This is a genomic window from Mucilaginibacter sp. P4_D1, from assembly GCF_056401935.1.
In genome coordinates this window covers 263,254-288,621 of sequence record NZ_JBFUIJ010000001.1, presented here as the reverse complement: position 1 = coordinate 288,621, position 25,368 = coordinate 263,254, and the positions used below count along the sequence as shown (strand labels likewise).

Here is a 25,368-nt window from a genome sequence, read left to right as displayed (position 1 = left end):
ATCAAACTAAATATTACGAAATTCAAACAGCTAACGTTAAGTCAAAAGTCTTTAGCCGGAAGTATAAAGTCATTTTTTGTTTGCTTTACATGCAAAGGTAAGTCCAGATAGAACACTCGTTTAAAACCCTTGCTTTTGCCACAGAAATTCTTGCTCAAAAAAAGACGCGACCAGGCAAAGCCCGATCGCGTCTTTTTTACCAGGAGGTAAAAATTATTTTTTACCTGAAGCAGCTTCCTGCTCAGCCTGGCGTAATGCACGTGAAGTAGTTACAGACACGATAGTATCTTCCTGTGCATTGGTAATAGTTAAGTTTGGCAATTTAATTTCGGCCACTTTTACTGATTTACCAACTTCCAAAGCTGCAATACTTACTTCAATAGCATCTAAATGATCTTTAGGTAATGCTTTGATGCGCAGTTTCCTTAGTTTTTGAACTAATTTACCACCCACTTTAACACCTGGCGAAGTTCCGGTTAATTTAACAGGGATTTCGATAGAGATAGGCTTTTTCTCGTCAAGCAACAAAAAGTCTACGTGGATAATTTGTTCAGTTAAAGGGTGAAACTGCAAATCTTTAATAATAGCCTGTGATTTAACACCAGCAACTTCAAGATCGATGAAATGAACAACCGGAGTGTAAACTACGGCTCTCAAATCAGCTGCGGACACTGAAAAGTGGGTTTGGGTTGGCCCACCGTAAAGTACTGCAGGCACTAAGCCTTGGTAACGCAGTTCTTTAGCGTCTCTTTTCCCTACGTTCTCTCTTGGAGAACCGCTAATAGCAATTGATTTCATTGTTTTTTATTTTATTATTTATTTATTAAGTCCTTGGTCAATAGACCATGGATTTGCTTTATTCATTCAATATACGTTCACCGCCATGGACTATCAACCATTGGCTATGGACATACTACTTAATCTACCTTAAACAGCTGGCTTATCGAGCCGTGCTCGTTTACATTACTTATCGCTTTTGCAAACAATTCAGCAGTTGATAATACTTTAATTTTAGGGCTTTGGTGCTTCAGCGGTATAGTATCAGTAACTATCAGTTCGGTTAATACCGAGTTTTCGATAGTTTCGTAAGCTTTACCAGATAATACGGGGTGCGTACAAACCGCGCGTACGCTGCGTGCACCACGTTCCATAATTAAGCCTGCGGCTTTGGCCAGTGTACCGGCGGTATCGCAAATATCATCAATCAATACAATATCCTGGTCGGTTACGTCGCCAATCAAGGTCATTGATTCAATTTCGTTGGCGCGTTTACGGCGTTTGTCGCAAATTACAACCTCGGCATTAAAAAACTTAGCAAAACTGCGTGCCCTGTATGAGCCGCCCATATCCGGCGATGCAATGGTTAAATTACCAAGGCCAAGGCTTTTGATGTAAGGCACAAAAATGATAGAAGCATCCAGGTGATCAACCGGAACATCAAAAAATCCCTGTATCTGCGCTGCGTGCAAATCCATGGTCATGATGCGGTTAATACCGGCTGCAACCAGTAAATTGGCTACCAGTTTAGCGCTTATAGCTACACGGGGTTTGTCTTTCCTGTCCTGACGTGCCAAACCAAAATACGGGATAACCGCGTTTACATAATGCGACGATGCACGGCGGGCGGCATCAATCATCATCAGCAATTCTATCAGGTTATCATTAGGCTGGTGGGTACTTTGTATCAGGAATACATCGCATCCCCTTACAGTTTCATTAAAATGTGGTTGAAATTCGCCATCACTAAAACGTGAAAGTACTACATCGCCCAATTCGCGGCCATAGGCTTCAGCAATTTTTTGCGCCAGTGCTTTTGAGCCCGAACCTGCAAATAATTTAACCGGATTAAATTGTAATGGCATTTTTTTGAATTTTGAATTTCGGATGTTCGATTTCGGATTTGGTTAATTTTCAATTGCTTATCAAGCCAAAATAAAATGAACCAGGCCGTTAACAACCCCCTAAAATACAATTCGGACCTCGATTTTCTAAAACGGAATAAATCCGAAATCAAAAATTCGAAATCCGAAATTTCTTGTTGCCCGACCAGGATTCGAACCTAGACAAACGGTACCAAAAACCGTCGTACTACCATTATACTATCAGGCAATCTCCCTGGATGTTTTATTCTCCGAAAAGGAATGCAAATATAAGACGATTTTTTAACTCTCAAAACAGAATTTGAAAAAAGTATTTACAAGCCTGTTTTACAGCTAAAAATGATTAAAAAGAGTTAGCGCAAGGCGTTTGGTTTCGGCATCATAATAGTTTTTTGCTAATTTCGGCTCAATTAAGCCTTTTGCTACACGAAAGTACCTGACATGAATTACACTAAGATCAACAATATTTTTGGCTGGATAGCCTTTGTTATCGCTACCGTTACCTACATTTTAACGCTCGAACCATCGGCCAGCTTTTGGGATTGCGGCGAATTTATAGCCTGTATCTTCCGCATGCAGGTAGCTCACCAGCCCGGCGCTCCGTTATTTACCATGATAGGTAAAGTATTTACGCTGCTATCTATGGGCGATAACACCAAGGTTGCCTACTGGGCTAATATGGCCTCGGCATTGGCCAGCGGCGCAACTATCCTGTTTTTATTTTGGACGGTTACCGCGCTTGCTAAAAAAATACTGGTAAAAAAAGCCGAAGATATTAATATCGCCAGCCTGATCATTATTATAGGTTCGGGTTTGGTTGGTGCTTTGGCCTATGCATGGTCAGATACGTTTTGGTTTTCGGCAGTTGAATCTGAAGTTTACGCGCAATCTTCTTTATGTACAGCCATAGTTTTTTGGGCCATATTAAAATGGGATGCCCATGCCGATGAACCCAACGCCAACCGCTGGATTGTTTTTATTGCCTATATCATGGGCTTATCAATAGGCATTCACCTGTTAAACCTGCTGGTAATACCGGCAATAGCTTTAGTAATCTATTTCCGCAAGGCAAAAGCCATAACCGTCCAGGGTACGCTACTGGCATTTTTTGCCGGAGTGGTATCAGTAGCTTTTGTTTTATGGGGCGTTATCCAGTTTACGGTTAAAGGCGCGGCCTTCTCCGATCTGTTTTTTGTAAACACCCTGGGTATGGGCTTCGGCAGCGGCGCTATCGCATTTTTTGTTTTGCTGGTGGGCACCATTGCTTTTGGCATTTATTATACTATTAAACAATCGCAGCCCGCCATTATAGCTTCGGCGGTGTGCTTTATATTGGCGCTGGGTATCAGTACCGGCATTATTGGCGCAGTTATTGGCATAGGTATTTTGGCCTTGCTGGAGTACGGGATTAAAATTCGTGAAAAACGATTTGCCCTCAATAGCTTTTTTGTGTGCCTTTTATTTATCCTGTTTGGCTACAGCTCATTTGTGATGATAGTAGTGCGTGCCAAGGCCGACCCGAACCTGAATAACAGCGATCCGCAGGATGCTTTTGCACTCAACAGCTACTTAAACCGCGATCAGTACGGCGATACACCTTTATTATACGGCCAGTTTTTTGATTCTACCCCTACCGAGCAAACCGAAGGCGCCAAAATTTACCGCCGCGGCAAAACCCAGTACGAGGTTGCAGGCAAAAAGCTGACGACCGTTTATGATCGTAATACCATTTTCCCGCGTATGTTTAGCGATAAGGGCGGCCATGCGCAGTTTTACCGTGCATGGAGCAAACTGGCCGATGGCGAAAAACCTACATTTGCTACCAACCTGGGCTTTTTTGGCACCTGGCAGGTTAACCAGATGTATACCCGCTATTTCCTGTGGAATTTTGTTGGCCGTACCAATGATCTTGACGGCCAAACCAGCAACAGCGGCGCCGATGGCAACTGGATAAGCGGCTGGAATTTTAACAAGCCATTGCCTGCCGAGGTTACCCAAAGCAAAAGCTATAACCGGTTATTCTTTTTACCATTAATAATTGGACTAGTAGGCTTGTTCTTCCATTTTAAAAACGATCAGAAAAACGCAGGTGTGGTGTTGGTTCTATTCTTTTTTACCGGTTTAGCCATTGTACTTTACCTAAACCAGGACCCCTTACAGCCCCGCGAACGTGATTACGCCTACGCCGGATCGTTTTATGCCTTTGCCATTTGGATTGGGCTTGGTGTTATGGGCATAGCCGAACTTTTAAGAAAAGTAATTGATGCTAAAACCAGCGGAATTGTTGCAACCTTGGTTTGTTTATTAGCTGCTCCCGTTTTAATGGCCAGCCAGGAGTGGGACGACCATAACCGGTCGACCAAGCTTACACCGCATGATATGGCCTACAACTACCTGAATTCCTGCGCGCCAAATGCTATTTTGTTTACTTATGCCGATAATGACACCTACCCGCTTTGGTATATACAGGAAGTTGAAAATGTAAGGCCCGATGTACGCATCGTCAATTTAAGCTTGCTGGGTACCGATTGGTATATCCGGGGCATGAAACATAAGATGAATGAATCGGAGCCTTTGCCAATTACGATGCCCGACGATAAATTTAAAGCGGGCGTACGCGACGTGGTTTATTTAAGCGATAAAAACCTGCCGGGCTCAACCGAGTTAAAGGACGTTTTTGACTTTATTACTTCGGATGATAAAGCAACCATGGTTGAATATGGTAATGGCGATGTAGGCAACTACCTGCCAACCAAAAAATTCAAAATAACAGTTAATGCAGATGATGTAGTAAAAAACGGAACAGTGCCTGCCGCCCAAAAGGACCAGATAGCGCCAGAAATGGATTGGACATTTAACGGCAAGTACGTAACCAAGGATATTTTGGCCATGATGGATATTTTGGCCCACAATAACTGGAAAAGGCCAATTTACTTTGCTACCACCGTACCCGATGAAAACCTGATAGGCCTTGGCAAATACTTGTATAGCGAAGGTTTTGCAAACCGCCTGATGCCGTTAAAAGTGGATACCGCTGCAAACCCCGCCGATTTGATTAACACCCCGGTAATGTACCATAACATGATGACCCAATACAAATGGGGCAACATGAAAACAGCCAGCTATCTTGATCATGAATCAAACACCATGTTTTACCCACTTATTTCGAGGTTATACTCCAGCCTGGCCGATAACCTGTTAAAAGAAGGGAAACCCGACCTGGCTAAAAACGCGCTAAAGAAATACGACGAGGTAATGCCGGAAACCATCCCGAATACCGAGATAGCTATCCGTAAATATTACCTGATTGAAACCGCTTATCGCCTTGGCGAAACCCAGATGGCCAACAAACTGGCCAACCTGGTTGATGCCTACGTAACCAACCTGCTGGCCTATAATTTAACACTGCTGCAAAGCGGCGATACCACGTTGGAGAGCCGCGATATCCAATACTCGATGTCGATGCTAAATGGGTTGGTAGAATTTACCAAAACCTACAAACAGCCACAGCTACAAGCCAAATTTGACGCGCAGTTTAAGGATTACGAGAAAAAATTAGGCATGGGTACGGGGAAATAGAATTAAGAATTTAAATGGGCTGTCATGGTGAGCCCGTCGAACCATAGCGGGCAAAGGCCTCTCCGCGCGAGTCTTCGACAGGCTCAGACTGACAGGCCTCCCTTACCTTAAAGACCGAATACGTTAAAAATAGACGCTCTTGTAACAAAAAAGGGATTATACCAAAAAAAGCGGCAATTGCCGCTTTTTTTGGTATATGTTATTCAAGTCCGAAAACTATCCCTCGTTCACTACTCCCATCGAACAGAATTTTTCGATGCGTTCGTTAACCAGTTCGGTAACGTCTTTTTCTTTGAGGATTTTAAGATCTTTTAGTAATTGTTTTTTAAGCGTGGCAGCCATAGCTACGGGATCCTGGTGAGCACCGCCAAGGGGTTCTTTAATAACGCCGTCTATCAGTTTGTTTTTTAACATTTCTGTAGAAGTCAGCTTCAAAACTTCGGCAGCACGTTCTTTATTTTCCCAGGTTTTCCAAAGGATGGTTGAGCAATTTTCCGGCGAAATAACCGAATACCAGGAATTATCCAGCATCATTACTTTATCGCCAATACCTATACCTAATGCGCCACCTGATGCACCTTCGCCTATGATAACGCAGATGATAGGTACTTTAAGTATCGACATTTCTAACAGGTTACGGGCTATGGCTTCACCTTGTCCGCGTTCTTCGGCTTCCAGGCCGGGGAAAGCTCCGGGTGTGTCAATTAAGGTTACAACCGGTTTATTGAACTTCTCGGCCATTTTCATCAGCCTCAGGGCCTTGCGGTAGCCTTCGGGGTTAGCCATACCAAAGTTGCGGTACTGGCGCTCTTTGGTGTTACGGCCTTTTTGCTGGCCTATAAACATCACTGTTTGGCCATTTAATGTTCCAAAACCACCAATGATGGCTTTATCATCGCCAACTGTACGGTCGCCGTGCAATTCAATAAAATCATCGCACATCAGCTCAATATATTGCAAGGTATAAGGCCTTTCGGGGTGGCGGGAAATTTGTACCTTTTGCCAGCCGTTTAGGTTGCCGTATATTTCTTTTTTTGCACTTTCCAGTTTGGCTTCCAGTTCTGCAACTGTTGCCGACATATCCAGCTTGTTTTTATCTTCAACCTGCTTCACCTTTTCAATCTGCTGCATCAGTTCGGCAAGGGGTTTTTCAAAATCAAAAGTTATTTTCATACACTTTATTTGGGGCCGCTAAATTAAACAAAACCATCGGCAAATTTATCAATTATGATTTTGCAAAGTTTCCAGCTTTTTTATCTGGGCCGGCGATAGCAGTTTCCAGGTATTGTAACAGGCAACTAAAATGGCATCCCGCAGTTCGCCGTAGTACAAGCCCGAACGGTTTCCATAAAAAATGATGCTGCCTTCGTCGGTTCCTTTGCTTAGCAAATCATCCAGCTTCTTTTCATTGGTAACAATAAACCCACCCATTTCAATTCGTTTACGCTTCAGCTCTTTAGCTATAGCTTCAATCTTAGTAATTTGTATGGGGCTAAGGGCTGCCTCCTTTTTAAACTGTATAGCCACATCGGGCATTGGGTAATGGTTCAGCAACGCCACCGGCGGCATACCATAAATATCATCCCCTTTTAACAATGCCGAATACTGCACATCTGTTAAAGTTTTAACCGGCGATTTTTTCAAGGTGCTATCGGGCGTTTGTGCCACAATTCCGCTATATGTAAACAGCGTTATTATAAATACAGGTATTGTTTTTAGCATAGATGGTGCAGTTTATGAAAAATCCACAATAACTGGGCCATTGACCTTCTAATTTCTTAAATTGCAGCAGTAGTTATGAAATACGATACGCCCGATAATCAAACCGAAATCCTGCCTAATATCCTTGGTTTAAAGTCAGTCGAAAAAGTTTTCTTGTCGGAATTTAACGGCTTTTTTGAGGCCGAATTGATACTTACAGAGTCGCTAACTAAAAGGACAAAATTTAATATTAAGTATATTAACAACATCCATAAAATAGCCTTAGGACATTTATATACATTTGTCGGCAAATATCGCGATGTAAATCTATCTAAGGGAGGTTTTCCTTTTCCGGCAGCTCGCTTTCTTCATGAGAGTATGTTAATGTTCGAGCGCGATATTCTCGTTAAGTTACGCAATACTTATAATAACCAAACCGAATTGATTAAAGATATTGCCATTGTGCATGGTGAGTTGTTATTCATACATCCTTTCAGAGAAGGAAATGGGCGAACAGCTCGAATATTGGCTAATTTGATGGCAAGAAAACAAGGCTACAATGCCTTACAATTCGAAAAAATTAGCGAAAAAGAGTTTGAATTTTACGTAGCAGCAGTTCAACAATCAGCCGAAAAGAGATATGACAAGATGGAAGAATTTATCACATCTATTTTCCCTGCTTAGTCTCTACCCTCTTTAATGAGGCGGCAGCATCTTCTTCAGAGATATGAATTCCTTCAATTTTAAAAGAAGCAATCATCGACTTTAAAATTTCCTGACGTAAAGAAGCGCTGGGCTTTACTATCTTACCGATCTTCGATTTCATAATATAAAGATAAAAAAACATTTCACTAAAACGAAACGTTCCCGGCTTCCTATTCCACCTTTACCACCTTTGTTCGTGCCGAAATCCCGTTTTCATTAAAGGCCTCTATTTGGAAATAGTAAGGTAAATCCCTATCCATCCCGCTAAAATAAAATTCGTTTTTGCCGTACACTATCATGTTATTGTACAGTTTATCGGGCGCTATGCCAAAATAAATAGTGTAGCCGGTGGCGTTATCATTAGGTTTCCATTTAAGCCACGAGTTACGGCGCTCGCTATCGCCACGCAACACAATCAGGTTTTGAACGGTATCGGGTTTTGCGCCTGCTCCTTTACCAAACACCCGGAAGCCCGATAGCGCAAACTTTCCTGTTGGCATGTGCAGGTTTACCATTTTCAGGTAACGCGCCTTTGCGGGTGTTTTTAGTTCGATATAATCATGCGGTACATCTTTTTTGTTTTGGCTTTTGTCAATCAAAGGTTTCCATATTTTTCCATCTACGGATGAATAAACTATATACTGGTGATAAACACCCATTGATTTACCCATAAACGTGGCATCCTGGTCGGCATAGTTAATTTGCACCGCGTTGATGGTGCTTGTTTCGCCCAGGTCGGTTTTAAACCATTCGCCTTTGCTGGCAGTTTTGGCGCTCCAATAGGTTTTAATATCCTCGTCAACCGCGTTATTGGCGTAATAAGCGCCCAGGGTTGATGATACTTCTACCGGCTTATTATAGTTAAGTATCATCCAGCCGGTAAAGTTGCTTCGCAGGTGGTCTTCGGCACCGGTGGCCAAATATTGGGGATAATCGCCATAGGCGGTGTTGCAATACAGCGTTCCGTCTTTATCAAAACCGGCAGGCCAAAAGCCAATACGGCGTTCAAAGTTATTTTTCACCGAAATACCCATGGTGCTGATATGCCAGTAATTGCCAAACTTATCGGCCCAGGTTGCCCCATGCCCTGCTCCTTTTGCAAAGCCGCCGGGCTTGTACGAGAACGGATTGTGCTTTTGATAGGTGAACGGACCAAGCGGCTTATCGCCCACAAAAACGCCATCCCCATAGCCGCTTTGTTCGGTACCGGGGGCTCCAAACTGTAGGTAGTATTTACCGTTGTGCTTGTTCATCCAGGAGCCTTCAATAAAGGGCAGCAAAAACACGTTATCATTATGCTCGCCAAATCGTTCCCAGCCATGTTTCTCGGGATCCAGCTTAACCATTTCTTTTTTGGGGCCTATAGGTTCAAAAGTTTTCCTGTCAATCTCCTGCCCGTAAAGCGGCAGGGTGTTGCTCGATCCATGGTAAATGTAAACCCGGCCATCATCATCGGCAAACATACCAGGGTCCCAGGCGCCTACTTTAAAATAGTCTTTAGCAGCTTTCCAATCATCTTTGGTAGGGTTAGTACTCATCCACAGCGTAAAATCCTTATTATAGGTTGATCCTATTACCAGCAAGGTATCGCCTAAAACTAATGTTGCAGGCGCGCAAAGTTCATCGCCGGCAACCTGGTTGTAGGGACGTACAAATTTGCGGTATACAAAATTCCAGTTCAGCATATCATCACTCCACCAGTAACCAAACTGGTTTGTGCTGAACAGGTAATATTTACCTTTAAACAAGGCCATGGTTGGGTCGGCAGTGGCGCGGTGTTTGCCCCAGCTTGCAAAACTATCAAAGGGTGTGTAACCATAATCAAGGTTAAGGGGGTTGCAATAAGTTAACCTTTTGGTTTGCGCGCCTGCATCCCGCAGGAAAAAGCAAAGCAATAGTATCAGTAAAATACGGGCAGCTATCTTCATCATATATGCACTGGTTTATATAGGTAATAACAGGATGCTAATATCTGTTTTTAAACAACAATTAAAAGATGGCTTACTACTACATTTACTGCACAAAAGCGCCCGGTTTGGCTAAAAGCTTGCCTAAACCCGGCAACCAATGCTTAAAAGCGTAAACTTTTTATTATTGTGTGTTAAAAACACAATTAATTTGTAGATTCATGGCGTAAACCAATTTGTACCAAAATCCAGTTTTATGAAAAAGAGATTCCTGCTGCTTTTCATTGTGCAATTATTTTTTTGCGCCGCTTCATTTGCGCAATACCCCAAAATGAATAAGCTGCTTTACGGCGTAGCTTATTACGATGAATATATGCCTTACGAGCGCCTTGACAAAGACGTGCAGATGATGAAGGAGGCCGGCATAAACGTAGTACGAATTGCCGAAAGTACCTGGAGCACTGTTGAACCGCAGGATGGTGTTTTTGATTTTACCCATATAGACAGGGTGCTTGCCGCCATGCAAAAAGGTGGCATCAAAGTGATTGTCGGCACCCCCACTTATGCCATCCCAACTTGGATGGCCAAAAAACATCCCGAAATTTTAGCTATTACACCACAAGGCCAAAACCAATACGGACCAAGGCAAAATATGGATATTACCAATACCGATTTCAGGATGTATGCCGAGCGGGTGATCCGCAAGATAATGGAGCATGTGAAAGATAATCCCGCGGTTATTGGTTACCAGGTTGATAACGAAACCAAATCATACGGAACATCGGGCCCAAATGTGCAGGCGCTGTTTGTAAAATACATGCAAGCTAAATACAAAACGCTGGATGATATTAACCACATTTTTGGCCTGGATTACTGGAGCAACCGCATTAATGCATGGGAAGATTTCCCATCGATGAATAACACCATCAATGGCAGCCTTTCATCTGAGTTTGCCAAATTTCAGCGCCAGGTGGTTACGCAATACCTGGGCTGGCAGGCAGCCATTGTGCGGGAGTACAAACGTCCCGACCAATTTATCACCCAAAACTTCGACCTGGACTGGCGAGGCTCTTCTTTCGGTATCCAGCCCGAGGTTGACCATTTTGCGGCTGCCAAAGCTATGGATATTGCGGGGATAGACATCTATCACCCCAGCCAGGATAAGCTTACCGGCGCCGAGATTTCTTTTGGCGGCGATGTTACCCGATCGATGAAAGGTGGTAAAAACTATTTGACCATAGAAACCGAAGCGCAGGGATTTGCCCAATGGACGCCTTACCCCGGACAGCTGCGATTGCAGGCTTTTAGCCACCTGGCTTCGGGCGCCAATATGGTAGGCTACTGGCCATGGCACTCTATCCATAACTCAGCCGAAACCTATTGGAAAGGGTTATTAAGCCACGATTTTGAACCCAACCCGGTTTACAACGAAGCTAAAACCATCGGTAAGGATTTTGACCGGTTGAGCCCGAAACTCATCAATCTGAAAAAGAAAAACGATGTGGCTATACTATTCAGCAACGAGGCGCTTACCGGCTTTAAAGCTTTTGGGTTTGGATGGGGAGTACGCACCGGCTACAACGAGGTACTACGCCAGCTGTACGATGGCCTATACCACATGAACGTAGGCTGCGATTTTGTTGACCCCACCAGCCTGAACATAGAAAACTATAAGCTACTGGTAGTACCGGTTTTATATGCAGCACCCGATAGTTTGTTACAACGACTTAACCGCTACGTAAAAAATGGCGGGCACATCATCTACACCTTTAAAAGCGGCTTCAGCGACGAAAATGTTAAAGTGCGCACAACCCACCAACCCGGCATAATAAACGAAGCATTAGGAATTTACTATAGCCAATTTACGGTGCCCGAAAACGTGGGTTTAAAAGGTGATGATTTTAACCTGAAACCGGAAGATAAAAAGCTTAATACGTGGATGGAACTCATCACCTCTACCACTGCAAAGGTACTGGCCTATTATGACCACCCGGTTTGGGGCAAATACGCGGCTATTACCGAAAACACATACGGCAAAGGCCTGGCAACTTACATTGGCTGCGTTACAACAAGCGCAGTTACCGATAAAGTATTGGCCGACGCTGTTAAAAAAGCCGGTCTTTGGGGTACCGATCAGCAATTGGCTTTCCCGGTAATTACCAAGTATGGCGTAAACCAGGCCGGTAAAACGGTACATTATTATTTTAATTACTCGGATAAGGAAGTAAACTTTATATATCCTTATGGGAATGGGAAAGAGTTATTTTCGGGAAACAGCGTGAACAGTAACTCTGCTATGCAGTTAGAGCCGTGGGGGATTAAAATTGTGGAGGTGAATTGAGGGTAATTTTGTCTGAACCTGGATTAAACAGATTCTCCAGATTTTTCGAATTTTGATTTGACGAGACGACAACACCAAGCAAAAAACTTACGAAGTTTTAAAAACTTCGTAAGTTTAAATTAGAGAGCAATGGGCTTTAGAAATTAAAAATCCCCCCCTTCAGGGGGAGATTTAGAGGGGGCTACACCGCCCTCTTCAGCGTAAAGGCAAACCTGCTGCCTGCCCCTATCTCGCTATCAACCACAATATGGCCGCTTTGGGCTTCAATAAAATCTTTGGCAATGGCAAGGCCAAGGCCGGTGCCGGTTTGGTCGGCGGTGGCGTTGGGTACTTTAAAGTAGCGCTCAAATAACCGCGACAAGTATTGCTCTTCTATCCCTTTACCATGATCTTTTACCGAAAATTCAATCTCGTCATTCTTATGTTTTTTAACGGTTAGCTCCACAACTGATTTTTCGTGGCTGTATTTTATGGCGTTTGATAACAGGTTGATAAGTACCCAGGTAGTTTTATCCAGGTCGGCATGTACCTCGGGCAGGGTATCGTCGCATTTTACTTTGATATTTACATGCTTTTGATCGGCAGTAAACTTAATGGCCTTTACCGCATAATCAACAATGTTACGGGGATGTGTGCTGCCAAAGTTAAGCTGTAGTTTACCGGTTTCTACCTGTGCCATATCCAGCAATTCGCCGGTTATTTGCAGCAGGCGACGGGCATCATCATCAATATTTTCCAGCAGCTGCCTTTGCTCGGTGTTTACATTGCCTATGCGATCATCCTCCAGCAATTTCAGGCTCATTTTTATGGATGATATGGGCGTTTTCAATTCATGCGATATGGTAGCAATAAAATTGGTTTTGGCTTCATCCAGCTGCTGGTACTCGGTAATATTTTTAAGGATAATTACCTTACCTATCACTTTACTTTTGCTGCTCACAGATAATGAATCCCGGCTGTAAAAACTTTCGCGGTTATCGGCAAAAATCTTTAGGCGCGGCTGTTCATTAATTAACAGGTTGCGCAGCAGGTCGTTTTCAAGCGCTATGTCTGGCGCGTACCGACCGGTAAGCTGTTCGGTGGTCATACCTATCAGGTTACATGCTACTTCGTTGGCAAATATGATAAACTGCTTTTCGTCTAAACCAATAATAGCATCGTGCATGGTATTAATAATAGTCTCTATCCGTTTTTTTTCAAACAGGATGCTGGCCAGGTTACTGTTCTCGTACTCATCCAGTTTCCGGGTCATATTATTAAAAGCCTGCCCCAATTCGCCAAACTCGTCATCGGAGTGAAAGTCTATCTGCTGGTGGTAATTACGGTTTGATACTTCTTTTATCCTTGCTGTTAATTCCTTTAAAGGATCGGCTATATAACCCGGAAAATTTACAGCGAAAGTGAATGCGATGGTGAACAATAAAAAGGCGCTCACGGCCACCAGCACATTTGCCCTGCTTGCCGTATCGGCAGCTATGGCATTTTTGCGGGAAATAGCATCCATGTTTAAATGCATAATACTATAAATAAGCCGGCGGGCATGGCTCCTTAAAGGCAGTTGCTCAACTATATTGTTATTATGCTGCTTTATTTGCGTGTAAACAAGTGTTAATGAATCTGTTAATTCCTGCTCGCCTTTTTCTGTAACATTATGCTGCTGTAGTTTAAGGTTATTGTCGATAACCGCTATTTGTTTTAGCGAAAGCGTCTTATCATTTGCGTCGATAGCGTCCTGCATGTTTTGGGTAAACTGCAGGGTTTTATAATTATCCTTAAGTATTGCCCCGGCATCGGCCGACAGGCGATTAAGGAAGTAAACAGATAACCCGCAGCAGGTGAGCGCCAGTACAAACAAGAAACCGATGCCTGTACGGAGTTTATTTTTAATAGTCATGGTTATGATAGTATTACAAGGTCTATATCAGTTTTTGACATTTTATTTAACAATTGGGTAAACACCGCCGTTTTCATAATAACCTGGTAAAATTTAAAGCGTGGCTTACCCAGGCAAATAGTTGTAATGTCGTATTTTTCGGCCGTTTCCCAAATGGTTTGAGCTATGCGGTCGCTTTTCACTTTAATCACTTCGCCGCCCAGTTGTGTTGCCAGTTTCATATTATTAATGAGGTGGCGCTGCGATGCAAGGTTTATTTTATCGCTGCTTTCTCTTGATGTTTGCACATACAAAACAAAAAATTTAGAGCGGTAATATGATGACAACCTTGCCGTTTTACGAATAATTATTTTGGCCGATTCGTCATTGGTACTAATGCAGGCCAAAAAAAGCTCGGGCCGTAGTTTAATGGTCTTGGGTATCTCAATATCTATCTTCCGCTCTACCTGGTGGGCTACTTCGCGCAGGGCCAGTTCGCGCAGCTGTAAAATTCTATCGGCCTGGAAAAAGTTATTGAGCGCCATAGGCACTTTTTTCTCATCGTATATTTTGCCTTCCTTTAAGCGGTCTATCAGTTCATCGGCTGTAAGGTCGATGTTTACTACCTCGTCTGCCAGTTGCAAAACCTTATCGGGTATACGCTCGTTTATTTTGGCCCCGGTTATGCGCTCCACCTCTTCGTTCAGGCTTTCCATATGCTGGATGTTTACCGCGCTGATCACATTGATACCGGCGTTTAATATCTCCAGCACATCCTGCCAGCGTTTTTCGTTGCTGCTGCCTTCAATATTAGTATGGGCCAGTTCATCAACCAAAACCACCTCGGGGCGCAGGCTAATGATGGCTTTCAAATCCATCTCCTCCAGTTCTTTACCCTTGTAAAACAGTTTGCGGCGGGGTATTACCGGCAAACCCTCCAACTGAGCAACGGTTTCTTTGCGGTTATGGGTTTCAATGTAGCCAATTTTAACGTCGATGCCGTTACGCATCAAAGCCTGGGCTTCCTGCAGCATGCGGAAGGTTTTACCCACGCCTGCGCTCATGCCTATGTAAACCTTGAATTTCCCGCGCCTTGATTTTTTTATCAGTTCCAGGAAATGCTCAACCGATTTTTCTTTTTCGTCGCTCATAAGTCCCAAGCCCCCTCTAAATCTCCCCCTGAAGGGGGAGACTTTAAAAATTAATTTATCTAATACTTATTACCATTATGTTTAAACCCGCACAAATTCCATTTTTGGTTTACAACCAAGGTTTGAAACCCACTCAAATCAAAAGTCTCCCCCTGAAGGGGGAGATTTAGAGGGGGCATAAAAGGGAGAGCCCTCGCGGCCCCCCTTTTAAGGTATGAATGTTTCTCAAACTAACATATAATTAAACCAAAATTAACTATACAACCATCCATACATATCTTGAGCCCCACCTAAATCCTCCTCTAAAGGGGAGGACTTGAGAAAAAACTGCAATCCAAAGTCTCCCCATTCAGGGGGAGATTTAGAGGGGGCTTAAAAAGCGTACACCGCTGCCAGCACAAATTGCGAGGCCGTTTTAGTGGGGTCGCCCGAGTGATTTTTAAACGCGTTTGCCGATCCGTTATCAACCCTAAACTCGGGTATCAATGCCAGCGGACCAGCCTTAATATTTGCAGTAAAAGTTACAGCCGTTACGTTTTCGCCAGGTGCCGGAGCAGCTGTCGAGCTATAGGTACCGGTTTTTGTTTTAAAGTACTCGCCCCTAAGGCCTAAGGTTACATCTTTAGAAACTGCGTATTGCGGATATAATGCCACCCCGGTAAAACCACCTGTTACACCGCTGTTAGCTTTATAGTCAGCGGCGTTTAAGCCTAATTTAAATGCATCTGTTATTTGGTAGGCCGTGGTCAAATCAAATTCTGTTCCCTGCAAACCTCCAGTAATAACATTTAGATAAGCAGTCCACCCCTTTACCGGGATAACCATCAGCTGCGCGCCAAAATTGTTAACCCTTTTGGTAGCCTGGTAGGCATTCCAGTTATCGTTAAATGCCCCAACCATCAGGCTTATTTTATCGGTAAAAGCATAAGTAGCTTTTACACCGGCATTTTGGAACGGACCGTTAGTGAACAGGTATGATGTGGAATAATTAAAATTACCAATAGGGCTTATCACTTCATACCCTATAAATGTTGCCATATAGCCGCCGGTAAGCGTCAGTTTAGTTGTTACATCATAAGATACATACAAATTTTGAATATGATATGAATCGCCGCTGGTACCGTTGGGTATAGATTGTACCTGCCCTCTCGGGCCAAAAGACATTTCGCCTAAAAAGGCAGCTTTACCAACTTTCTTTTTAATCCCCAGGTCTATCATCCCAATCGAAACCGAATTTTGATCGGTAGCAAAACTGGTTGGGATCTGGCTGCCTTTATTGGCAAAATCGTATTTATAATAAGTATCAACCGAGCCAAAAATTACCAATGGCGCATCGGATGTTGTTTTAACAGTGTCCTGGGCTTTGGTTATCAAAGCGCTTAATAGTAAAAATGCAGGTATTAATATGAAGGTCTTTTTCATGTATGTATAAAAATCATTTACTTTTTCAGTTCCCCTCTCGAGAGGGGACGCGTTGGGATTGTGCGGCAGCAGGGGTGTGTTATGCCATTTCGCGGGTTAAACACCCCCCTCCCCACTCTCAAGAGGGGAATCGCACCTGGCCCCGCTTTTTTTAACTACTTAATTCAAAAACTTCCCCCTTCAGGGGGAGATTTAGAGGGGGCTTTTTATTTCTTTAGTTCATCTAAAGCCACATTCAACTTCAGCACATTTACTTTTGATGGGCCAAATACGCCAAATAATGGCTTTTCGGTATGCTCGTCAACCAGTTTGGTTACAACATCGGCAGATAAGCCACGTACTTTGGCAACACGGGCTACCTGTACCTTTGCGCCTGCAGGCGAAAGATCAGGATCTATCCCGCTACCTGATGCGGTAACCAGTTCGGCAGGGATCTGGGCGCGGGTTACACCAGGATTGTGCTTTAAAAAATCCTGGATGCGGCCTTCTACCTGTTTCAAATAATCGGGGTTCGAGGGGCCTTTGTTTGAACCTCCCGAACCGGCAGCATTATAATCAACTGCAGATGGACGGCTCCAGAAGTATTCGTCTTTAGTGAATTTTTGACCCTCGTTGGCATAACCAACCACACGGCCTTTATATGTTACAGTTTCCCCATCGCCATGACCGGGAGTTAATTTGCCCACACCGGCTATAGCTAATGGATAGATACCGGCTGTAATTACTATCAGGATGATAGTTAACTTGATTGATGGCAACAAATATGTTTTCATTTTCTTTTCTTTTTAGATATGAGATTTGAGATATAAGAGGTGAGATTTCTCTGGATACGGATTTGAAGCTCGTCTCAAATCTCATATCTAAAATCTCACATCTGAATTATATAAATACGCCTACGGCAAGGTCAATTAATTTAATACCTATAAATGGTATCAGTATACCACCAAGGCCATAAATCAACAGGTTACGGCGTAACAACGCGCTGGCACCTATCGGTTTATACTCCACACCACGTAAGGCCAATGGTATCAGCAGCGGGATAATGATGGCGTTAAATATTACTGCCGATAATATGGCCGATTCGGGGCTGTGCAATGCCATGATATTCAGCGCCCTTAATGATGGTATAGATACCATAAATAAGGCCGGAACAATAGCAAAATACTTGGCTACGTCATTCGCTATTGAGAAGGTGGTAAGCGTACCGCGGGTCATCAGCAATTGTTTACCAATTTCCACAATCTCAATCAGCTTGGTTGGGTCGTTATCCAAATCAACCATATTACCGGCTTCTTTGGCAGCCTGGGTACCGCTGTTCATGGCTACACCAACATCGGCCTGGGCCAAGGCTGGGGCATCGTTTGTACCGTCGCCCATCATGGCTACCAGCTTGCCGCCTTGTTGTTCTTTTTTAATGTAGTTCATTTTATCCTCGGGTTTAGCCTCGGCAATAAAATCATCCACACCTGCTTTCTCAGCAATAAATTTGGCTGTTAAAGGGTTATCACCGGTAACCATTACTGTTTTAACGCCCATTTTACGTAAGCGGTCAAAACGTTCGGCAATGCCGGGTTTAATAATATCCTGTAATTCAATTACACCCATTATCTCCTCGTTTTGTGATACTACCAGCGGTGTACCACCATTTGACGAGATCTTTTTAACGTTATCCTCAACCTCGGTAGGGAAGGGGTGACCGGCCTTTAAGGCAATGTTACGGATGGAATCAAAAGCACCTTTACGGATGCGTAAACCATCGGGCGTATCCAAACCGCTTGAGCGGGTTTCGGCGGTAAATTTGATAAATACCGAATTGGCAGGGGCAACCACTTTAGGTAAGGTTTTATCCTCGTTGGCAAGTTCCACTATCGATTTACCTTCGGGGGTTTCGTCGGCCAGTGAGCTTAATACGCATGCGGCTACAAAGCTGACGTTGCTAACACCTGTGGCAGGATAAAAATTGGTTGCCTTACGGTTACCAATAGTGATGGTACCTGTTTTATCTAATAACAAGGTATCCAAATCACCTGCAGTTTCAACCGCTTTACCGCTTTTGGTTATCACGTTTGCGCGTAATGCCCTATCCATCCCGGCAATACCGATGGCCGATAACAGGCCACCGATAGTGGTTGGGATAAGACAAACAAATAGTGAGATGAATGCAGCTATTGTTATTGGGGTATTTGAATAATCGCCAAATGGTTTCAGGGTAACGCACACGATAACAAATATGAGCGTAAAGCCTGCAAGCAGGATAGTTAAAGCTATCTCGTTTGGTGTTTTCTGGCGCGATGCACCTTCAACCAACGCAATCATCTTATCCAAAAAGCTTTCGCCGGGCTGGGTGGTTACCATAACCTTTATCTTATCAGATAATACTTTGGTACCGCCTGTTACTGATGATTTATCACCGCCAGATTCGCGGATAACCGGGGCAGATTCGCCGGTAATGGCCGATTCATCAATGGTAGCAATACCTTCAATGATCTCGCCATCGGTAGGGATGTTATCGCCGGTTTCGCAGATAAACACATCGCCTTTTTTTAACTGGCTCGACATTACCATAGTTTCTTTACCGTTAACCAGTAAGCGGGCAGGAGTTTCCTCGCGGGTTTTGCGCAAGCTTTCGGCCTGGGCTTTACCACGTGCTTCGGCAATAGCCTCGGCAAAGTTGGCAAACAATACCGTTAACAACAGCACCAAAAACACGGTGAAGTTATAGGCAAAGCTGCCCTGGCCTTTATTTGCAAAGGAAAATATGGTTACTATAAGCATTACTGCCGTTCCTATTTCAACGGTAAACATAACCGGGTTACGGAACAGTATGCGTGGGTTTAGTTTGATGAACGACTGTTTAAAAGCCTCCTTCATCTGATCGCCCTGGAATAATGTATTTGAGGTTTTCATGATTATAAAATTTAAAAGCCCCCTCTAAATCTCCCCCTGAAGGGGGAGACTTTTGATTTGCATGACTTTTGATTGTTGCTTTATTACTTAATTTTTAAGTCCTCCCCTCCAGGGGAGGATTTAGGTGGGGCTTATCTAAGTGAAAAATGTTCAGCAATTGGACCTAAAGCCAGTGCAGGGAAGAATGACAGAGCAGCGATAATTACAATCACCGCGAAGATCATCAACCCAAAAGTTGAGGTATCGCTTTTAAGTGTTCCGGCAGATTCAGGAATGAATTTTTTATTGGCCAGTAAACCTGCAATGGCCAGCGGACCAATAATTGGTAAAAACCTACCTAAAATCATTACTATACCGGTACTAACGTTCCAGAAGATGTTACCATCGCCCAAACCCTCAAAGCCCGAACCGTTGTTGGCGGCTGCTGAAGAATACTCATACAGCATTTCAGAAAAACCATGGTTGCCCGGGTTATTTAACCATGTTGATGGTTTTACTGCCCAATCGGCTCCAGGCATATGCACCACCACGTATGATGATACGGCTAAGCCTACCAATATGATAAATGGGTGTAATAAAGCAATCAGCGAAGCTATCTTCATTTCCCGGGCTTCAATTTTGCGGCCCAGGAACTCTGGTGTCCGCCCAACCATCAGGCCCGATATAAATACCGCAATGATGATAAAGATGTAAAAGTTAAGGAAACCAACACCCACGCCGCCATAAAAGCAGTTAACCATCATACCCAGCAATTGCATACAACCTGATAAAGGCATGCCACTATCATGCATCGAGTTTACCGAACCTGTTGATGTAATGGTGGTCATTATACTCCAGTAAGCGGAGTTGGCAGGCCCAAACCTTACTTCTTTGCCTTCCATAGCGCCGGTAGGCTGGCTAACACCCATGTGGGCTATAGCGGGGTTACCATTTAGTTCGGCATTAATGGTTGGTATCATCAGCATGAGCATCCCCAGCGTCATCACCCCAAAAATTACGTAAGCAAATTTCTTTTTATTAAGGTAAAAGCCCAGTGCAAACACCAACCCAATAGGAATAATAAGCTGTGCAACCAACTCAACTGTGTTGGTTAAATAGTTAGGATTTTCGATAGGGTGTGCCGAGTTTGCACCAAACCAGCCACCACCGTTTGTACCCAGGTGTTTAATAGCTACCATAGCAGCAACCGGCCCGCGGGATACATGAACGGTATCGCCCTGCATGCTGATGAATGTATCTTTACCTGCATAGCTGGTAGTCATGCCGTTAAAAGCGAAGATGATAGCTATTACAAATGATATAGGCAATAATATACGGGTAATTGATTTTACAAAGTAATCCCAAAAATTACCCAGTTTATCGGTCACCTTATCTTTCAATCCCTTGTAAAGCACAATCAGCGCTGCAATACCGGTAGCGGCCGATACAAAGTGCAGGAACATAAACACAAAATGCTGTGTAAAGTAAGTGGCGCCGCTTTCGCCCGAGTAGTGCTGTAAGTTACAGTTTACCAAAAAGCTGATGGCCGTGTTAAAAGCCGTATCGGGCGACTGGCCGGGATTTGCATCCGGGTTAAGCGGCAGGTGGCCTTGTGCCATTAAACAAACAAATGCATAAATAAGCCACACACTATTGATAGTAAGCAGGGCAAATAAATGCTGTTTCCAATTCATCTCCTTTTTGGCATCAATGCCACTGAAACGAAAAATGAAACGTTCAAGCGGGGCTAAAAAGTCGAGCCAGGTTTTCTCGCCCTTAAAAATGCGGGCAATGTAACGGCCCAGGGGGATGGCTATTGCCAGCGTGAGCAGGTAGGTAAAAATTACACCTGAAATTTCAGTGTTCATGGGTTTAATAGTTTAAAAATTTTCGGGTTTAAGCAGCACATACACCATGTATACAAACACAGCCACTGCTACAATGAATAATGCGATCATGATGATTAAATGTTTTCGAAGTAATTAACTGATTTGAAGAAGATCCAGAATATGGCTATGAAGGTGGCCACATAAATAACAATCTGTAAAATATCCATATTATTAGTTTTTTGCAGGAGGGTTTACCAAGCAGGTGCCAATTATTGGCACAAGAAATCAAACAATTGAATTACAGTCAATTAGCATTAAGAAGTTATAAAAAACGAGTTTAATTGATGAAAATAGCCTATCATTTTGATAGTTGATTATCAATGTGGGAGCGGAAATAAAAAGTTATGTCATTGCGAGCGCAGCGCGGCAACCTCGTAGCCACCCCAGGCGGATTTACATAGCAACGAGATTGCTTCGTACCCTATAATGACATGTTTGTAACATATTGATTTTTAATGGTTGCTTTTTGTAGAGACGCATCACATGCGTCTCCCACATGCAAATCCGAAACCGGTCTGGCGGCAGACGCATGTGATGCGTCTCTACAAGAATCCCGGTCGCAGCCATGTCATTACTTTTTTTTCAGCATAGGCTGATGGATACTCGCAATGGATATTGTACCCAACTATTCCCCCACCCGCCTGGTATAACCCAACTGCAAACCCCACCACTCCCTCCACCCCAAAAATATTTTCAAAAAAAATTGCGCAATCAATCAATTGCATTTATATTTGCAATCAATCAGTTGCAAATTATATGAGACGCGATATTTATCAAGCCATTGCCGACCCCACCCGCCGGGCTATTTTAACCTTGCTGGTAACAGGCGCCATGACACCCAATGCCATTGCCGAACACTTTGACAGCAGCAGGCAGGCGGTATCAAAACACATACAAATATTAACCGAGTGCGGCGCGTTAAAACAGGAACAACAGGGTCGCGAAATTTACTACCATTTAGAACTTAACAAGATGAAAGAAGTGGACCAATGGATTGAAGCCTTCCGCAACATGTGGACAGACCGTTTTAACCAATTAGATAATTTATTAGATACCCTTTAAAAACAAACATCATGATCTCTTTTGAAAAAGATTTAGCAAAAAAACAATTGCACGTTGTGCGTGAATTTAAAGCACCCATAGCAAAAGTATGGAGCGCCTGGACCCAGGCCGACCTGCTGGACAAATGGTGGGGACCAAGGCCGTGGAACGCCGTAACCAAAACAATGGATTTTAAACCGGGCGGCCAATGGCTATACTCCATGGTAGGCCCTGCCGGTGAGGTACATTGGAGTAATACAAATTTCATCAGCGTGGGTACCAATACCTTTGAAGCCACCTCCTTTTTCAGCGACGAAAATGGCGTACCGGCCCCGGGCTTCTCGGCATCCACCTGGCACGTAGCCATGAAACAGGAAGGCGAAAAAACAATTGTTAATGTAACCCTCACCTTCCAATCCGAAGCAGACCTGGAGCAATTGGTAGCTATGGGCTTCCAGGGCGGCTTTACTATCGGCCTTAACCAACTGGAAGAATTGTTGGGGTAGTTGGTTGATTGAGTTGATTGAGTTGGACTGGGTTGATTAAGTCCCAGTCAATTATTTAAAACGGTCCGTTCATGGCTTTTTGCGAAGTCAGGAACGGGCCGTTGTTATGTTAATTTTTTTTGTCTGAACCTTGATTTTTAGGATTAAAGGATAGCTGGGGACTTACCTGAATGAAGCTGTCTTGATTCTTGATTCTTTTCCTGGTGTTGCCTGCGGCTCACGCTTTCCGCTTATACTGCACGGACCTTAAGTGCTGGGCCGGTATCCGCTGCAATAGCTAACGCGGGGTGGGTTAATTGAAATTATAAGTCTATGATAATATCTTGGCTTGCATACTACATAGAAAACACCCGGCGTTGAATATATTTGAGGTAAGATCGTGAAAACCACTTGTAACAAAAAACAAAACCACTTGTAACAAAAAAAAAGTTATCGCAACTTATTAAAGGTTATCAATAGACTTACAAATGGCACTTTCTAGACTAAAATGCCAATTGGTTTTGACCACCCAACTAATATATTTCTGAATTTTATGCAAATAGATTCTTTTTACAAGCCATTAAAAATCAACCAATTAAACCTTAAATAGCTTTTTAAATAAAATGTAAAATAGCCGCATTTAGTGAAAAAATTTACAAGTCGTTTTTTTCCAGAGACTTATTTCAGCTATAATTAATCATAAAAAAAGTTACAAATGGATTTTTCCTTTCTAGGAAATGATTGCGTCCATTGCAACCTACGATCTTAAGTAATTATTTCACAGTGATGGCATATACCTTAGCCGGATATATGGGGTTGTTGAGGTAATACGGCGTTCCGTTTTTCCAAATCGTAGCTATGCATCCGCTGTCCGAATTATCGATCAGCGCATAGCCACTTACGCTCACATAGCCGCCCACATATACGTCATTACCGACTACAGAAATTGAATTTGCCTCGGCATCGGTACTGCCGTTGGTGAGGGATACCGGTACGCCGTTTTTCCAGTATTTGGCTATCTTGCGCGATCCGTTGCTCTCGTAACCTGCAGCGTAAACATCGTTCCCGACAACAAATACCGATTTCACATCGGCATCATGAGCGCCATCGGTAAGCGCGGCGCTGACGCCGTTTTTCCAGATATAGGCAGTCGAAACGCCATATAGTTCACTCCAGGCGACATAGATATCATTCCCGGAAATGAAAATGGAATTTGCGGTGGAGTATCCATCCGGATGCATTGGTGTTATGGTTTCCATTTTCCCGTTTTTCCAATAACACGGCCAGTTAAATGCCACATAATCAGATGGCTGTAATCCGGTATAGCAACCAACCATATACACATTGCCGCCGGATGTGGCTATGCTGTTGGCAGCGCCCCACGGGCCGGGCTGCGACAGGTAGGTGCAAGCACCATTCTTCCAGTAGCAGGCCACATACTGCGAATTATATACATCAACCGCCCGGAAGCCTGCAACATATACATCGCTTCCATTAACAGCGATGGCATTACCCGTGCTCCAGTTCGATCCTTCATACAATACCGTTTCAGCATTGTTTTTCCAGTAACGCGCGGTTTCGATAGCACCGCTGTTATAGTTCCAACCGGCAACATATATATCGGTATCCATTACGGCAATGCCTAGGCCCTCACCAAAAGCCTGGTACCCGTCGACATAGTGCCCGTTGCTATTCTTCCAGATCATGATGAGCGAATTACTGTTTGCCTTTGTACGCTGGTACCCGGTTGCATAAATAGTATGCGGAAAGTGAAAATCGGGCCCGATGGCAAAGCCCTTGCTGCTTGCAACCCTTACCGGTCCCGACATGGCGTTTTGAGGGACAGCAAAGGTAAGCGAAGTTGCCGTGGCCGATTTTACCACACCCGGTACACTGTTAACCATTACCGTATCGCCAGCAATCACCGTATCGAAATTTGTACCCGTAACGGTAACAATAGTGCCGCCATCACCGGTAGCCGGACTAATACCCGTAATAGTAGGCGCACCCAGCACTGTGGTGGGCGGCGCTACGATGGCCGGTTGCTCCGACTGTTTCTGGCAGGATGATAAAATTATACCAGTGGCAAGACTTAATAATATAAACTTACCTGTGATTTTATTGATGAACTGTGTCAATGCTATTGGTTTATCATCAATAAAGATAGTGATATATTGATTATTAAATAACCATAGTTAATAAGACGGCTTACGCAAATTCAAAAAAAGTTATGTCCCTGTAACCGAACTTTCTTGCTACCGCGAGGTTAGCGATGGCGTACCTCGTGGGCAAAAATGGTCGGCTTTCAGCTTACAAGTTCAGCTGAAAGCTGAAACCACGTTTTACCACGAGTTTAAAACTCGCGGCGGCGGCGGACTTACTGACTATTAATATCAAACTACCGTCATTGCGAGTGAGCACCAGCCAGGCTGGAAAAAACAGTGATGACATGGTGCAAATGTAGCTGTTGTGGACCCGATAAATTTTGCGGAGCCCTTTAAAAAAGCG

General features: G+C 43.7%; 19 protein-coding genes and 1 tRNA gene. 5 read left to right on the top strand and 15 right to left on the bottom strand.

What is annotated here, in order from left to right; translation table 11 throughout:
- Positions 1 to 213: 213 nt before the first annotated feature.
- The 3 genes from AC1DV1_RS01160 to AC1DV1_RS01150 all read right to left on the bottom strand — a co-directional run bounded on the left by AC1DV1_RS01160 (position 214) and on the right by AC1DV1_RS01150 (position 2,109).
- Positions 214 to 798, bottom strand: a complete 585-nt coding sequence (locus AC1DV1_RS01160) for a 50S ribosomal protein L25/general stress protein Ctc (RefSeq protein WP_477353989.1) — start codon at positions 796 to 798, stop codon at positions 214 to 216.
- 119 nt (positions 799 to 917) lie between these two features.
- Positions 918 to 1,862, bottom strand: coding sequence for a ribose-phosphate pyrophosphokinase (locus tag AC1DV1_RS01155; protein WP_477353987.1), 945 nt, complete (start codon positions 1,860 to 1,862; stop codon positions 918 to 920).
- A gap of 176 nt (positions 1,863 to 2,038) precedes the next feature.
- Positions 2,039 to 2,109, bottom strand: a tRNA-Gln gene (locus AC1DV1_RS01150).
- Between the two features lie 212 nt (positions 2,110 to 2,321).
- On the opposite strand from AC1DV1_RS01150, the gene AC1DV1_RS01145 reads away from it, so the two are divergent.
- Complete coding sequence (locus AC1DV1_RS01145; RefSeq protein WP_477353985.1) at positions 2,322 to 5,459, top strand: glycosyltransferase family 117 protein; 3,138 nt, start codon at positions 2,322 to 2,324, stop codon at positions 5,457 to 5,459.
- Positions 5,460 to 5,675: 216 nt separating this feature from the next.
- Here AC1DV1_RS01145 and AC1DV1_RS01140 read toward each other — a convergent pair whose 3' ends face one another.
- A complete protein-coding gene (locus AC1DV1_RS01140; protein ID WP_477353983.1) occupies positions 5,676 to 6,632 on the bottom strand; it encodes an acetyl-CoA carboxylase carboxyltransferase subunit alpha in 957 nt (318 codons plus the stop codon).
- Between the two features lie 48 nt (positions 6,633 to 6,680).
- Positions 6,681 to 7,181, bottom strand: a complete 501-nt coding sequence (locus AC1DV1_RS01135; RefSeq protein WP_477353981.1) for a hypothetical protein — start codon at positions 7,179 to 7,181, stop codon at positions 6,681 to 6,683.
- A gap of 75 nt (positions 7,182 to 7,256) precedes the next feature.
- Between AC1DV1_RS01135 and AC1DV1_RS01130 the strand changes: the two genes are divergently transcribed.
- Complete coding sequence (locus AC1DV1_RS01130; RefSeq protein ID WP_477353979.1) at positions 7,257 to 7,844, top strand: Fic/DOC family protein; 588 nt, start codon at positions 7,257 to 7,259, stop codon at positions 7,842 to 7,844.
- Here the strand turns inward: AC1DV1_RS01130 and AC1DV1_RS01125 are convergent.
- Positions 7,828 to 7,986 carry a hypothetical protein gene (locus AC1DV1_RS01125; RefSeq protein WP_477353977.1) on the bottom strand — a complete coding sequence of 53 codons (159 nt, stop codon included), beginning with the start codon at positions 7,984 to 7,986 and terminating at the stop codon, positions 7,828 to 7,830. The two genes, AC1DV1_RS01130 and AC1DV1_RS01125, sit on opposite strands and share 17 nt — an antisense overlap.
- Positions 7,987 to 8,035: 49 nt before the next feature.
- Positions 8,036 to 9,796 carry a family 43 glycosylhydrolase gene (locus tag AC1DV1_RS01120; RefSeq protein WP_477353975.1) on the bottom strand — a complete coding sequence of 587 codons (1,761 nt, stop codon included), beginning with the start codon at positions 9,794 to 9,796 and terminating at the stop codon, positions 8,036 to 8,038.
- A gap of 232 nt (positions 9,797 to 10,028) precedes the next feature.
- Here AC1DV1_RS01120 and AC1DV1_RS01115 point away from each other — a divergent pair, with 232 nt between their 5' ends.
- Positions 10,029 to 12,113 (top strand): beta-galactosidase, encoded by a 2,085-nt coding sequence (locus AC1DV1_RS01115; protein WP_477353973.1) that lies wholly within the window; start codon positions 10,029 to 10,031, stop codon positions 12,111 to 12,113.
- A gap of 181 nt (positions 12,114 to 12,294) precedes the next feature.
- Here AC1DV1_RS01115 and AC1DV1_RS01110 read toward each other — a convergent pair whose 3' ends face one another.
- The 7 genes from AC1DV1_RS01110 to AC1DV1_RS01080 all read right to left on the bottom strand — a co-directional run bounded on the left by AC1DV1_RS01110 (position 12,295) and on the right by AC1DV1_RS01080 (position 21,403).
- On the bottom strand, positions 12,295 to 14,007 hold the full coding sequence (locus AC1DV1_RS01110; RefSeq protein WP_477353971.1) for an ATP-binding protein: 1,713 nt from the start codon (positions 14,005 to 14,007) through the stop codon (positions 12,295 to 12,297).
- Positions 14,008 to 14,009: 2 nt separating this feature from the next.
- The gene (locus tag AC1DV1_RS01105; protein ID WP_477353969.1) at positions 14,010 to 15,137 is read right to left on the bottom strand and encodes a sensor protein KdpD; all 1,128 of its coding nucleotides are present in this window, start codon (positions 15,135 to 15,137) and stop codon (positions 14,010 to 14,012) included.
- Between the two features lie 372 nt (positions 15,138 to 15,509).
- Positions 15,510 to 16,559 carry an outer membrane beta-barrel protein gene (locus AC1DV1_RS01100; protein WP_477353967.1) on the bottom strand — a complete coding sequence of 350 codons (1,050 nt, stop codon included), beginning with the start codon at positions 16,557 to 16,559 and terminating at the stop codon, positions 15,510 to 15,512.
- Positions 16,560 to 16,765: 206 nt separating this feature from the next.
- Positions 16,766 to 17,332 carry a K(+)-transporting ATPase subunit C gene (locus AC1DV1_RS01095; protein ID WP_477353965.1) on the bottom strand — a complete coding sequence of 189 codons (567 nt, stop codon included), beginning with the start codon at positions 17,330 to 17,332 and terminating at the stop codon, positions 16,766 to 16,768.
- A gap of 106 nt (positions 17,333 to 17,438) precedes the next feature.
- Positions 17,439 to 19,466 (bottom strand): potassium-transporting ATPase subunit KdpB, encoded by a 2,028-nt coding sequence (kdpB, locus tag AC1DV1_RS01090; RefSeq protein ID WP_477353963.1) that lies wholly within the window; start codon positions 19,464 to 19,466, stop codon positions 17,439 to 17,441.
- Positions 19,467 to 19,597: 131 nt separating this feature from the next.
- On the bottom strand, positions 19,598 to 21,313 hold the full coding sequence (gene kdpA / locus AC1DV1_RS01085) for a potassium-transporting ATPase subunit KdpA (RefSeq protein WP_477353961.1): 1,716 nt from the start codon (positions 21,311 to 21,313) through the stop codon (positions 19,598 to 19,600).
- A gap of 12 nt (positions 21,314 to 21,325) precedes the next feature.
- On the bottom strand, positions 21,326 to 21,403 hold the full coding sequence (locus AC1DV1_RS01080) for a potassium-transporting ATPase subunit F (RefSeq protein ID WP_477354379.1): 78 nt from the start codon (positions 21,401 to 21,403) through the stop codon (positions 21,326 to 21,328).
- Positions 21,404 to 22,090: 687 nt separating this feature from the next.
- Here AC1DV1_RS01080 and AC1DV1_RS01075 point away from each other — a divergent pair.
- Positions 22,091 to 22,396 (top strand): ArsR/SmtB family transcription factor, encoded by a 306-nt coding sequence (locus tag AC1DV1_RS01075; protein ID WP_147053289.1) that lies wholly within the window; start codon positions 22,091 to 22,093, stop codon positions 22,394 to 22,396.
- A gap of 11 nt (positions 22,397 to 22,407) precedes the next feature.
- On the top strand, positions 22,408 to 22,881 hold the full coding sequence (locus AC1DV1_RS01070) for an SRPBCC family protein (protein ID WP_477353959.1): 474 nt from the start codon (positions 22,408 to 22,410) through the stop codon (positions 22,879 to 22,881).
- A gap of 752 nt (positions 22,882 to 23,633) precedes the next feature.
- On the opposite strand, the gene AC1DV1_RS01065 is transcribed toward AC1DV1_RS01070, so the two are convergent.
- Positions 23,634 to 24,998 carry an IPT/TIG domain-containing protein gene (locus AC1DV1_RS01065; RefSeq protein ID WP_477353957.1) on the bottom strand — a complete coding sequence of 455 codons (1,365 nt, stop codon included), beginning with the start codon at positions 24,996 to 24,998 and terminating at the stop codon, positions 23,634 to 23,636.
- Positions 24,999 to 25,368 lie beyond the last annotated feature (370 nt).